We start from the raw sequence: 12,052 nt of genomic DNA, 5'->3' as shown, positions 1-12,052 counted from the left end.
GCCCAGGCCTAGCTCGGCATTTTGTTTTTTGCAAGCTCAAAAGCGATCCCCATGGACACCCTACTTCGCTTGTCACGCATCATCGATGCCGTGAGCCGGTTCTTCGGCAAGTTCATCATCTGGCTGGTGCTGGCCGCGGCGGTGATCAGCGCCAGCAACGCGGTGGCGCGCAAGGCCTTCAACGTCGGCTCGAACGCCTTCCTCGAGATCCAGTGGTACCTGTTCGGCGCGGTCTTCCTGCTGGGCGCCGGCTACACCTTCCTGCAGAACGCCCATGTCCGCATCGACGTGGTCGCCGGCAAGCTGTCGATGCGGGTGCGCACCTACATCGACATCGTCGGCATCCTCCTGTTCCTGCTGCCGATGTGCTGGTTCATGATCGAGTTTGCCTGGCCTGTCGTGGCCGGCGCCTACGCCTCGGGCGAGATGTCGTCCAACGCCGGCGGCCTGATCCGCTGGCCGGTCTACGCCCTGGTGCCGGCCGGCTTTGCCCTGCTCGGCCTGCAGGCGATCTCGGAACTGATCAAGCGCCTGGCCTTCCTGCAGGGCAAGGCCCCCAATCCGCTGCTCGAGGGCGGCCATGACGGCAACGCCGACTCGCCGGCCCAGCCCCAGCTTAATGCCACCGAAGAGGTGCAGAAATGATCGAACTCTTTACTGCCCATGCGCCCGAAATGATGTTCGGGTCGCTGCTGATGCTGCTGCTGACCGGCTTCCCGGTCGCGTTCGCGCTGGCTGCCTGCGGCCTGCTGTTCGGCTTTGCCGGCATCGAGCTGGGCCTGCTGCCGCCCAGCCTGTTCCAGGCGCTGCCGCTGCGGGTGATCGGCATCATCCAGAACGACACCCTGCTGGCGATTCCCTTCTTCACGCTGATGGGGCTGGTGCTGGAGCGCAGCGGCATGGCCGAGGAGCTGCTCGACACGGTCGGCCAGGTGTTCGGCCCGATCCGCGGCGGCCTGGCGCTGGCGGTGATCTTCGTCGGCGCGCTGCTGGCGGCGACCACCGGCGTGGTGGCCGCGGCCGTGATCTCGATGGGCCTGATCTCGCTGCCGATCATGCTGCGCTATGGCTACAGTCCGGCGGTCGCCAGCGGTGCCATCACCGCATCGGGGACCTTGGCGCAGATCGTGCCGCCTTCCCTGGTGCTGATCGTGATCGCCGACCAGCTCGGCCGCAGCGTCGGTGATCTGTACAAGGGGGCCTTCATTCCGGCCTTCATCCTGATCGGCCTGTATGTGCTGTTCATCATCGGCCTGGCGATCTTCAAGCCCGCCATGGTGCCGGCCCTGCCACCCGAGGCGCGCACCTACCGCGAGCCCGACGGCAGTTCGGGCATGCGCTCGCTCGGCGTCTTCACCCTGTTCGTCACGGTCGTGGCCGTCTTGTTCGGCCTCTACTACGGCGAGATCCTGTCCGCCTTCAAGGGCAGCGAAGTCACGCCGGCGACGGACGAGGTCATCGTGGTCGCGCTCACCGGTGGCACCCTGTTCGCCTGGCTGGCCGCGATGATCAACAAGCTCACCGGCCTGGGCCTGCTGTCGCGCATCACCGAGCGCGTCACCTTCGTGCTGATCCCGCCGCTGGCGCTGATCTTCCTGGTGCTGGGCACCATCTTCCTCGGCGTGGCGACCCCGACCGAGGGCGGCGCGATGGGCGCGGTCGGCGGCATGATCATGGCGTTCTCGCGTGGCAAGCTCGACATGGCGCAGCTCAAGCAAGGCCTGGAGTCCACCGCCAGGCTGTCCTGCTTCGTGCTGTTCATCCTGATCGGCTCGACCATCTTCAGCTTCACCTTCACCGCGATCGACGGCCCGGTCTGGGTCGAGCACCTGTTCGACAAGCTGCCCGGCGGCGAGATCGGCTTCCTGGTGTTCGTCAACACGGTGATCTTCTTCCTTGGCTTCTTCATCGACTTCTTCGAGATCGCCTTCATCCTGATCCCGCTGCTGGCCCCGGTTGCCGACAAGCTCGGCATCGACCTGGTGTGGTTCGGCGTGCTGCTGGCGATGAACCTGCAGACCTCGTTCCTGACCCCGCCGTTCGGTTTCGCGCTGTTCTACCTGCGCAGCGTGGCGCCGGCGAAGGACTTCATCGACCGCGTGACCAGCAAGCGCGTGGCCGGCGTCAAGACCATGGACATCTACCGCGGCTCGATCCCCTTCGTGTTCATGCAACTGGTGATGGTGGTCGTGCTGATGGTGTTCCCGGGTCTGGTGACCTTCACGCTGGACAAGAAGGTCGAGGTCAACCTGGACACCATCGAGATCACGGTCGAGGGCGATGCCGGCGGCAACGCCCAAGGCGAAGGCGGCTGGGGCGCGCAGGGCGACAGCTTCGGCGGCGCGGCCGGGGGCCAGCCCGCCACGGGCACGGACGCCCCTGCAGGCGGAGCCGGAACCTCGGGCGAGGCCGGTTCCGGCAATGAGGGCGGCACGACGCAACGCGGCTGGTAAGGCGAGATGATCCATACCCTCAAGGCCCTGGGCGGCATGCAGGTCGCGCCGCATCACATGGCCGCCCAGGCCGGCCGCGACGTGCTGCGCGACGGCGGCAACGCCGTCGAAGCCATGGTGGCGGCGGCGGCGACCATCGCCGTGGTCTATCCGCACATGAACGCGATCGGCGGCGATGGCTTCTGGCTGATCCACGAGCCCGGCCGGGCACCGGTCGCCATCGACGCCAGCGGTCCTGCGGCGACAATGGCCAGCCGGGACTTCTACGCCGGGCTGGACGCGATCCCGCCGCGCGGCGCCACTGCGGCCCTCACCGTGGCCGGCACGGTGGGCGGCTGGCAGCGCGCGCTCGAGGTGGCGTCGGCCTGGGGCCCGGCGCTGCCGCTGCCCCGGCTGCTGCAGGATGCGATCCGCCATGCGCAGGATGGCGTCGTCGTGACCGACAGCCAGTCGGCGCTGACACGCGCCAAGCTGGCAGGGCTGAAGGACGCGCCGGGCTTCGCCCAGGCCTACCTGGTCAACGGCGAACCCCCGGCGCCCGGCCATCTGCTGCGCCAGCCGGCGCTGGGCCGCACCCTGGGCCAGCTGGCCGAGCGCGGGCTGGACGACTTCTACCGCGGCGAGCTCGCGCAGCGCATCGGCGCAGAGCTCGAACGGCTGGGCAGCCCGCTGCGCGGCAGCGACCTGGCCGCCTACCGGGCCCAGCTCGTCGAGCCGCTGGCGGTACGCCTGGGCGACAGCACGGTCTACAACCTGCCGCCGCCGACGCAGGGGCTCGCGGCGCTGATGATCCTGGGCCTGTTCGAGCGCCTGGGCGTGACCGAGGGCGAGGGCTTTGCCCACCTGCACGGACTGGTGGAGGCCACCAAGCGCGCCTTCCGGGTGCGCGATCGCGTCGTCACCGACCCGGGCCGCCTGCCGGCCGACCCGCGCGGCTTCCTGCAGCCCGAGGCGCTGACGGCGCTGGCGGCCGAGATCGACCCGGATCGCGCCCTGCCCTGGCCCGATCCGGCCAGCCCGGGCGACACCATCTGGATGGGAGCCATCGACCGCCAGGGTCGTGCGGTGAGCTTCATCCAGAGCGTGTACTGGGAGTTCGGCTCCGGCACCGTGCTGCAGGACAGCGGCATCTGCTGGCAGAACCGCGGCATCAGCTTCTCGCTCGACCCGAAGGCGCTGAACTGCCTGGAGCCGGGCCGCAAGCCCTTCCACACCCTGAATCCGTCGCTGGCGCTGTTCGACGACGGCCGGGTCATGCCCTACGGCACCATGGGCGGCGAAGGCCAGCCGCAGACGCAGGCGGCAGTCTTCACCCGCTACGCCCGCTTTGGCCAGGGCCTGCAGCAGGCCGTGACGGCGCCGCGCTGGCTGCTGGGCCGCACCTGGGGCGACGTCAGCACCACGCTCAAGCTGGAACAGCGCTTCGATCCGGCGCTGGTGCAGGCCCTGCGCGAAGCCGGCCATCTGGTAGAGCTGCTGCCCGAGGCCTTCAGCGACACCATGGGCCATGCCGGCGCGCTGGTGCGCCACCCCGACGGCGTGATCGAGGGCGCGGTCGATCCGCGCAGCGACGGGGTGGTGGCCGCTGTCTGAGGCTAGGCCTGCGCCACGCTGCCGGCCAGCGCCGCCTGCAGCATGTCGATGAAGACCCGCGTGCGTGCCGGCATCAGCTTGCGGCCCGGGAACACCGCCCAGGCCGGATGCGGCGGCAACTGCCAGGCTGGCAGCACGCGGCGCAGTTCGCCGCGCTGCAGCATGGGCTGCGCGAACCAGTCTGGCACGGCCGCGATGCCGGCACCGGCACGCGCCATGCGGATCAGGAATTCGGGCGAATTGGCGCTGACCCGCCCGGGCGGCAGGCCCTGCCAGGCCTGATCGTTGCAGCGCAGCACCCAGGGCGCGGGCTCGCCACGGCGTCCCAGCAGGCGCACCGCCTGGTGCCGCAGCAGTTCCTCCGGGCAGGTCGGGTCGCCATGCTCGGCCAGGTAGTCGGGCGCGGCGTAGAGCCCGTTGCTGAACACGGTGAGCCGGCGCGCCGCCAGCGAGGCGTCGTCGGGCAGCTCGCCCATGCGCAGCGCGACATCGAAGCCCTCGGCCAGCAGGTCGACCCGGCGCGGCGACAGGTCGAGCTCGAGCGTGATCGCCGGGTGCAGCGCGCAGAAGGCCGCCAGCGTGTCGGCCAGCAGCAGGTTGGCGAAGTCGCTCGGCATCGAGACCCGCAGCCGCCCGCTCGGCGCGGCCTGGCGCTGCTCGCGCAGGGCAGCGACCGCCTCGACCTCCAGCACCACCTGGCGCGCGTGCTCCAGCAGCAGCTGGCCGAAGTCGGTCAGCTGCTGGCGCCTTGTGGTTCGCTGCAGCAGGCGCTCGCCCAGCAGCGACTCGAGCGTCGCCAGGCGGCGCGAGACGGTCGACTTCGGCAAGCCGAGCCGCTCGGCGGCGCGGCTGAAGCTGCCGAGCTCGGCCACGCGAGCGAACAGCAGCAGATCATTGGGATCGATCGCGGCAGATTGTTCCATTACAGGAACAATGATATCCATCCAGACGGATTCACATCGGTTTAAACAACAAATACAGTAGCGCCATTCCCTCCCCACCCAAGGAAAACCGACCATGAAGATCCTGCAAATCAACGCCAGTGCCCGCCGCGAAGGTGCCAACTCGACCAAGGTCGCCAACCGCGTCACCGAGCGCCTGCAAGCCGCCCATCCGGGCGCGACCGTGACCCTGCGCGACCTGGCCGTCCAGCCGGTGCCGGCCCTCGACGAAGCCATGCTGGGTGCCCTGTTCACCCCGGCCGAGCAGCGCAGCGCCGAGCAGGCCGCCGCCGTCGCTGGCTACGACGCGCTGATCGCCGAGCTGCAGGCCCATGACGCGATCGTGCTGGGCGTGCCGATGTACAACTTCGGCGTCTCGACCCAGCTGAAGAACTGGATCGACGCCGTGGCCCGCGCCGGCGTGACCTTCAAGTACACCGAAACCGGCCCGGTCGGCCTGGTCCAGGGCAAGACGGTCTATGTCGCCTTGGCCCGTGGCGGTATCTACCGCGACACCCCGAACGACAGCCAGACCCCCTACCTGAAGTCGGTGCTGGGCTTCCTGGGCATGAGCGATGTGCGCTTCGTGTTCGCCGAAGGCCTGAACATGGGCCCCGAAGCCGCCGCCAAGGGTTTCGCCCAGGCCGAAGCCGATCTGGAAGCTGCGCTGGCTGCCTGATCCCCCTCGATTGAATAGAACGCAGGGCACGCCCAGCCGGGATAGCGCCCTGCCATCAGGAAAGTGCCGACCATGACCCCGAACGCCCTCCCCTCCACCATCGTCAGCCAGCCGCGCCGCGTCGAACGCCTGATCGTCGGCCACCCGACTTCGGACGGCGCTGGCGTCAAGCTGACCCGCGTGCTGACGCAGGACCTGCAGCGCCGGCTCGACCCTTTCCTGATGCTCGACGCCTTCGGCAGCGAGAACCCGGACGACTACATCGCCGGCTTCCCGAATCACCCGCACCGCGGCTTCGAGACCGTGACCTACATGATCGCCGGGCGCATGCTGCACCGCGACAGCGCAGGCCACGAAGGCCTGCTGCAGAACGGCGACGTGCAGTGGATGACGGCCGGCAGCGGCCTGATCCACTCCGAAATCCCGCAACAGGAAGCCGGCGTGATGGAAGGCTTCCAGCTCTGGCTCAACCTGCCGGCGCGCGACAAGATGAATCCGCCCTGGTACCGCGACATCCCGCAGGCCGAGCTGCCCCGCTTCACCACGGCCGAGGGCGTGGCGGTCACGGTGATCGCGGGCGCAAGCCATAGCGTGACCGGCGCGGTGACGCGCGAGACGACCGAGCCGCTGTATCTGGACCTGCACCTGCCGGCCGGCACCCGCTTCGAGCAGGCGCTGCCAGCGGGCCACAACGCCTTCGTCTATGTCTACCGCGGCGCGGTCAGCCTGGGCGGCCAGGCGGTGCCGATGCAGCGCATGGCGATCCTGGCCAACGATCCGGGTGCCGACGGCGTGCGCATCGAGGCCAGCGCGGATGCCAAGCTGCTGCTGATCGCGGGCCGGCCCCTCAACGAGCCGATCGCGCAATACGGTCCCTTCGTGATGAACAGCGAGGCCGAGATCTACCAGGCGATCCAGGACTTCCGCGCCGGCAAGCTGGGCTGAAGCCCCGCGCCCGGGCGCCCGACGTGGCGCCCACCGAACCCCAAGCCAGCCGTCGCAGGACGGGCTGGCTTTTTGTCTGTCCAGCGCAAGAGGGACGGCCGGGCAGCGAAGCCAAGGCCCGGATTCGGTACCCAGAGCGTGAGCGCTCGGCTACCATGCAGGATATGTGGCCTAATTCGGCATAATGAATCAAAAATCCGGCAGAAATGGAACTGGTGACCCTCGGACTGATCGGCAGCGGCCTGATTTTGGCTGCTTGCGCTGCCGCCTGGCGTATCAAGCAGGCGAAGAAGCGCAGCAATTTGACTAGAAGTCGATTGAAGGAGCGGTGCCGGTATTGAGGAATACTGCCCCTGCCCTGCGGCAGTTACAGCGCCTCGACCGCCCTGCGCATGACTGAACAAGCATCCCAGCCCCTATGTCCCATCCCCACGCGACCGCCCACGCCCCCTATGCCTCGACCTCGAGCGAGGACATACCCTGGCTGTTTCTCGACCCGCGGGCCTATCACCGACTCGGCCTGGTCACGATCCGGCACTCGGGCGTCACGACCCGGGCCAATCATGTCATCGTGTCCAACTACGGCATCTTCGTCATCGAGGAAAACAGCGACTCGGGCTCGTTCCAGGCCAATCCCGGCATCAACTGGACCCAGTACCGCGATGAGCAATCGATCGAGATCCCGAACCCGGTGCGCCAGGTCAGCCACGAGGCCCATGCCTTGCAGGAAGCCCTCGAGCTGCCGGGCAGCCATTTCCATGCCGCCGTGTTCTTCACCAGCGGCCAGGTCTACCTGAAGGGCGAGGTGCCGGACAACGTGATCTCGGAAGGCTTCACCGACTACATCAAGAGCTTCAAGAAGGTCATCCTGTCGGACGCCGAGGTCAACGCCATCGTGAACCAGCTCACGCAATCGAAGGCCGCGAGCAGGCCGACGCAGGCGGCGCATCATCCTGCCCATCACCATCCGCACGAGCACCATGCCCGGCATGAGCCAGTGCCGCAGCAGCCCGCGCCGCCGGCGCCGAACCGGATGAAGAGCCTTGCTTACGGGCTGGCGGCGCTGCTGCTGGGCGCCCTCGTCACCAGCGCGATCTTCCTCTGGCTGAACTGAGGCCGGCTGGCGGAAAAAAAGCCCGCTGCAGTTGCCTGCAGCGGGCTTTTTGACGCTCGGGCGCGAAGGCTTAGAACGGCACGTCGTCGTCGAAATCGTCGAAACCACTGCCACCCGGGGCCGGCGTTGCAGCCGGTGCGGGAGCCGGACGCGGTGCCGGAGCAGGACGTGCGGCCATGGCCGGACGCGCAGCCGGGGCCGCCGCACGCGGGGCGTAGGCCGGGCGCTCGCCGCCCTCTTCCATGCCGCCGCGGTCACCGCCACCCATGCCCTCGCGGCCGCCGAGCAGCTGCAGCTCGGTCGCGATGATGTCGACCGTGTTGCGCTCGACGCCGGACTGGTCGGTGTACTTGCCGTACTTCAGCCGGCCCTCGACGTAGATCGGGCGGCCCTTCTTGACATATTCGCCGGCGATCTCGGCCAGGCGGTCGAAGAACTGGACCCGGTGCCACTGGGTGTCCTCGACCATCTCGCCGCTGTTGCGGTCCTTGCGCCGGCTCGAGGTCGCGAGCGTGACGTTGGCGACCGCCGCGCCCGAGGGCAGGTAGCGGATTTCGGCGTCGCGGCCGACGTTGCCGACCAGGATGACTTTGTTGACGGATGCCATAGTTGGGACCTCTCTAAGCTGTGTTCAGGGCTGGGATTGTGCAGCATTTGAAATAGCGACAACAGGCCCCACCAGGGCCATTATTCAGTCCGCCAGCTCCATCAGCAGCGCCTTGGCCGATACCGCATCGCCATGCCGCACATGGATCGCCTTGACCGTCGCCTCGCGCTCGGCCAGCACCAGGCTCTCCATCTTCATCGCCTCGATGCTGGCGAGCACATCGCCCTTGAGCACGCGCTGGCCCTCCTTGACTGCCACCCGAGCCACCGTGCCCGGCATCGGTGCGGCCACCTGGGCCGGGTTGCCCTCCTCGGCCTGGCGCAACGCCTTGGCGTTGACCGCCGCGCCCAGCAGCGCCACCCGCGTCATGCGCGGCTGGCCGTTGAGCTCGAAGAACAGGCGGCAGCGGCCTTCATCGTCGGCCGGCGTGCGGCCTTCGAGGCGCAGGTGCAGCGTCTTGCCCTGGTCGATCGTGACCGCGATCTCCTCGTGGTCCTGCAGGCCGTAGAAGTAGGCCGGTGTCGGGATCACGCTGACGTCGCCATAGTGGCTGCGCTGGCGGCTGTAGCTCTGGTAGACCTTGGGGTACATCAGGTAGGAGGCCAGCTCCTGGTCGTTGACTGCGTGGCCGACGAGCTTCTGCGCCTGCTCGCGCGCGGCCTCCAGGTCCACGGCGGGCAGGTGCTCGCCCGGGCGACCCGTCAGCGGCGCCTGGCCCCTGAGCACCTTCTTCTGCAGCGCCTCGGGGAAGCCGTCGGCCGGGAAACCGAGCTCCCCGCGCATCAGCTGCACCACCGACTCGGGGAAGGCGATCTCGCGCTCGGGGTTGGCGACGTCAGCCGGGGTCAGGTCGTTGGCGACCATGAACAGCGCGAGGTCGCCGACCACCTTGGAGGTGGGCGTGACCTTGACGATGTCGCCGAACAGCCGGTTGACCTGGGCATAGGCCTCGGCCACCTCGGGCCAGCGCGGCTCCAGGCCCATCGAGCGGGCCTGCTCGCGCAGATTGGTGTACTGGCCGCCGGGCATTTCGTGGCGGTACACGTCGGAGGTGCCGCAGCGGATCTCGCTCTCGAACGGGCTGTAGTAGCGGCGCACGCCTTCCCAGTAGTGGGACAGGCCGCGCAGCGCCTCCTGGCTCACGCCCGGGTCGCGCGGCGAACCTTCGAGTGCCGCGACGATGCTGCCCAGGTTGGGCTGCGAGGTCAGGCCGCTCATGGCGTCGAGCGCGCCGTCGACGATGTCGCAGCCGGCGTCGATCGCCGCCAGCACGCTGGCGCCGGCCAGGCCGCTGGTGTCGTGGGTGTGGAAGTGGATCGGCAGGCCGGTCTCTTCCTTGAGCGCCTTGACCAGGGCGGACACGGCACGCGGGCGGCAGACGCCGGCCATGTCCTTGATCGCCAGCACATGGGCGCCGGCGCGCTCGAGCTGCTTGGCCATCTTCACGTAATAGGCCAGGTCGTACTTGCTGCGGCTCGGGTCGAACAGGTCACCGGTGTAGCAGATGGCGGCCTCGCACAGCGCGCCGGTCTCGTTGACCGCGTCCATCGCTACCCGCATGTTCTCGACCGAATTGAGCGAGTCGAAGACGCGGAAGACGTCGATGCCGCCCTTGGCTGCCTGCTGCACGAAGTACTTGACGACGTTGTCGGGATAGTTGGTGTAGCCGACCGCGTTGGAGGCGCGCAGCAGCATCTGCAGCAACACGTTGGGCACCGCGGCGCGGATCTGCGCCAGGCGCTGCCACGGGTCCTCGCCCAGGAAGCGCATCGCGACGTCAAACGTCGCGCCACCCCAGCATTCGAGCGAGAACAGGTTAGGCGCCAGGCGCGCGTAGTGCGGCGCGATCTCCAGCATGTCGTGGGTGCGCATGCGGGTGGCCAGCAAGGACTGGTGCGCGTCGCGCATGGTGGTGTCGGTCAGCAGCACGCGCTGCTGGCCCTTGATCCACTGGGCAAAGCTGCCCGGGCCCAAGGTCTTGAACAGCTCGCGCGTGCCCTGCGGCACCGGCTGGCTCAGGTCGCAGGCCGGCTTGATCGGCGCGGCCAGCGGCAGCGTGGGCAGCACGCGGCCCTTCATCTCGGGGTGGCCGTTGACGGTCACTTCGCCCAGGTACTTGAGCAGCTTGGTGGCGCGGTCACGCTTGGGCGCGACCTTGAGCAGCCCGGGCGTCTGGTCGATGAAGCGGGTCGTGCACTCGCCGCTCCTAAACAGCGGGTGGTCGATCAGGTTTTCCAGGAAAGCCAGGTTGGTGGCCACGCCGCGGATACGGAATTCGCGCAGCGAGCGGTCCATGCGCGCGATCGCGTCGTCCGAGGTCGCGCCCCAAGTGGTGACCTTGACCAGCAGGCTGTCATAGTAGGGGGTGATGACCGCGCCCGAGTAGGCGGTGCCGCTATCGAGACGCACGCCAAAGCCCCCGGTGGAGCGATAGGTCGAGAGCTGGCCGTAGTCGGGCACGAAGCCCTTCTCGGGGTCTTCGGTCGTGACGCGGCATTGCAGCGCATGGCCGCGCAGCCGGATGCCGTCCTGGATCGGCACCACGCCGCCTTCCACGCCGATCTGCGCGCCCTGGGTGATGGCGATCTGCGCCTTGACCAGGTCGATGCCGGTGACCTGCTCGGTCACGGTGTGCTCGACCTGGATGCGCGGGTTGACCTCGATGAAGTAGAAGGCGCCGGTGTCGGCGTCCATCAGGAACTCGACCGTTCCGGCGTGGGTGTAATTGACCGCGCGGCCCAGCTTCAGCGCGGCTTCGCACAGCGCGTGGCGGGTGGCGGGATCGAGGTAAGGGGCCGGGGCGCGCTCGACCACCTTCTGGTTGCGCCGCTGCACGGTGCAGTCACGCTCGTACAGGTGCAACAGGTGGCCGTGGGCATCGCCCAGCAGCTGGACCTCGACATGGCGCGCGCGCTGCACCAGCTTCTCGAGGTAGATCTCATCGTTGCCAAAGGCCGCCAGCGCCTCGCTGCGCGCGACCGGCATCTGGGTCAGCAGCTCCTGCTCGTTGGCGATGATGCGCATGCCGCGCCCGCCCCCACCCCAACTGGCCTTGAGCATGACGGGATAGCCGATCTCGGCGGCGGCGGCCAGCGCCTCATCTGAATCGCGTGACAAGGGCGGCGTCGCCGGCATCACCGGCACGCCAACCGACTGCGCCAGGTTGCGCGCCGCCACCTTGTTGCCCAGGGTGCGCATGACGTCGCCCTTGGGGCCGATGAAGGCGATGCCGGCGGCCTCGCAGGCGTCGGCGAAGTCGGGATTCTCGGACAGGAAGCCGTAGCCCGGGTGGATCGCGTCGACCTTGGCTTCCTTGGCGACGCGGATGATCTCGGCAATGTCGAGGTAGGCGGCAATCGGCTTCTGGCCGGCGCCCACCAGGTAGGCCTCGTCGGCCTTGAAGCGGTGCAGCGCAAAGCGGTCCTCGTGCGAGTAGACCGCCACCGTGCGCAGTCCCATCTCGGTCGCGGCCCGCATCACGCGGATCGCGATCTCGCCTCGGTTGGCGACGAGCAGGGAACGGACGGGTCGGGTTTTCATGTGATTCATCAGGGTTGGTTCGGATCTGGACGGCCGGACCCCTTGTGGGGAACAGGCCTGAAGAGCAAGGCGGATACGGATTAGAACGGTGCAATTGAACCAGTCGGGCAGCAGTGCAGGAAGCGCCGGACGCACGAAATCAGGGTTAACCCGCACTGAATGTTTTTGTCGCTCCGGATC

Annotated in this window: 10 protein-coding genes; 7 read left to right on the top strand and 3 right to left on the bottom strand. The window is 68.3% G+C overall.

What is annotated here, in order from left to right:
• The first annotated feature begins 51 nt into the window (after positions 1-51).
• From C6P64_RS01255 to C6P64_RS01245, 3 genes are read left to right on the top strand one after another with little or no spacing between them, the layout of a single operon-like run.
• Positions 52-645, top strand: a complete 594-nt coding sequence (locus C6P64_RS01255) for a TRAP transporter small permease subunit (RefSeq protein WP_105746782.1) — start codon at positions 52-54, stop codon at positions 643-645.
• Entirely contained in the window at positions 645-2,453 is a 1,809-nt protein-coding gene (locus C6P64_RS01250; protein ID WP_425436668.1) for a TRAP transporter large permease, read from the top strand. The genes C6P64_RS01255 and C6P64_RS01250 overlap by 1 nt, the downstream gene beginning before the upstream one ends.
• Positions 2,454-2,459: 6 nt before the next feature.
• Complete coding sequence (locus tag C6P64_RS01245; RefSeq protein ID WP_105746780.1) at positions 2,460-4,046, top strand: gamma-glutamyltransferase family protein; 1,587 nt, start codon at positions 2,460-2,462, stop codon at positions 4,044-4,046.
• 2 nt (positions 4,047-4,048) lie between these two features.
• Here C6P64_RS01245 and C6P64_RS01240 read toward each other — a convergent pair whose 3' ends face one another.
• On the bottom strand, positions 4,049-4,969 hold the full coding sequence (locus C6P64_RS01240) for a LysR family transcriptional regulator (protein ID WP_105746779.1): 921 nt from the start codon (positions 4,967-4,969) through the stop codon (positions 4,049-4,051).
• Positions 4,970-5,063: 94 nt separating this feature from the next.
• Between C6P64_RS01240 and C6P64_RS01235 the strand changes: the two genes are divergently transcribed.
• From C6P64_RS01235 to C6P64_RS01225, 4 genes are all read left to right on the top strand, one after another.
• The gene (locus C6P64_RS01235) at positions 5,064-5,666 is read left to right on the top strand and encodes an FMN-dependent NADH-azoreductase (RefSeq protein ID WP_105746778.1); all 603 of its coding nucleotides are present in this window, start codon (positions 5,064-5,066) and stop codon (positions 5,664-5,666) included.
• 72 nt (positions 5,667-5,738) lie between these two features.
• Positions 5,739-6,611: a pirin family protein gene (locus C6P64_RS01230; protein ID WP_105746777.1), complete on the top strand. Its 873-nt coding sequence runs from the start codon at positions 5,739-5,741 to the stop codon at positions 6,609-6,611.
• Between the two features lie 206 nt (positions 6,612-6,817).
• Positions 6,818-6,952, top strand: a complete 135-nt coding sequence (locus C6P64_RS18675) for a hypothetical protein (protein WP_281257926.1) — start codon at positions 6,818-6,820, stop codon at positions 6,950-6,952.
• 77 nt (positions 6,953-7,029) lie between these two features.
• A complete protein-coding gene (locus tag C6P64_RS01225) occupies positions 7,030-7,725 on the top strand; it encodes a nuclease-related domain-containing protein (protein WP_105746776.1) in 696 nt (231 codons plus the stop codon).
• A 70-nt stretch (positions 7,726-7,795) separates the two neighbouring features.
• On the opposite strand, the gene C6P64_RS01220 is transcribed toward C6P64_RS01225, so the two are convergent.
• Positions 7,796-8,332 carry a single-stranded DNA-binding protein gene (locus C6P64_RS01220; protein ID WP_105746775.1) on the bottom strand — a complete coding sequence of 179 codons (537 nt, stop codon included), beginning with the start codon at positions 8,330-8,332 and terminating at the stop codon, positions 7,796-7,798.
• Between the two features lie 84 nt (positions 8,333-8,416).
• Positions 8,417-11,872 carry a pyruvate carboxylase gene (locus C6P64_RS01215; protein ID WP_105746774.1) on the bottom strand — a complete coding sequence of 1,152 codons (3,456 nt, stop codon included), beginning with the start codon at positions 11,870-11,872 and terminating at the stop codon, positions 8,417-8,419.
• Between the last annotated feature and the right edge of the window lie 180 nt (positions 11,873-12,052).

It is taken from the genome of Malikia granosa (genome assembly GCF_002980595.1).
Lineage (GTDB): Bacteria > Pseudomonadota > Gammaproteobacteria > Burkholderiales > Burkholderiaceae_C > Malikia > Malikia granosa.
This window is presented reverse-complemented; position numbering and strand designations above follow the sequence as displayed.

Coding starts and splice junctions, on each gene's coding strand:
- C6P64_RS01215 (WP_105746774.1), bottom strand. CDS start 11,872: ATGAAAACCCGACCCGTCCGTTCCCTGCTCGTCGCCAACCGAGGCGAG.
- C6P64_RS01255 (WP_105746782.1), top strand. CDS start 52: ATGGACACCCTACTTCGCTTGTCACGCATCATCGATGCCGTGAGCCGG.
- C6P64_RS01245 (WP_105746780.1), top strand. CDS start 2,460: ATGATCCATACCCTCAAGGCCCTGGGCGGCATGCAGGTCGCGCCGCAT.
- C6P64_RS01225 (WP_105746776.1), top strand. CDS start 7,030: ATGTCCCATCCCCACGCGACCGCCCACGCCCCCTATGCCTCGACCTCG.
- C6P64_RS01220 (WP_105746775.1), bottom strand. CDS start 8,332: ATGGCATCCGTCAACAAAGTCATCCTGGTCGGCAACGTCGGCCGCGAC.
- C6P64_RS18675 (WP_281257926.1), top strand. CDS start 6,818: ATGGAACTGGTGACCCTCGGACTGATCGGCAGCGGCCTGATTTTGGCT.
- C6P64_RS01230 (WP_105746777.1), top strand. CDS start 5,739: ATGACCCCGAACGCCCTCCCCTCCACCATCGTCAGCCAGCCGCGCCGC.
- C6P64_RS01235 (WP_105746778.1), top strand. CDS start 5,064: ATGAAGATCCTGCAAATCAACGCCAGTGCCCGCCGCGAAGGTGCCAAC.
- C6P64_RS01240 (WP_105746779.1), bottom strand. CDS start 4,969: ATGGAACAATCTGCCGCGATCGATCCCAATGATCTGCTGCTGTTCGCT.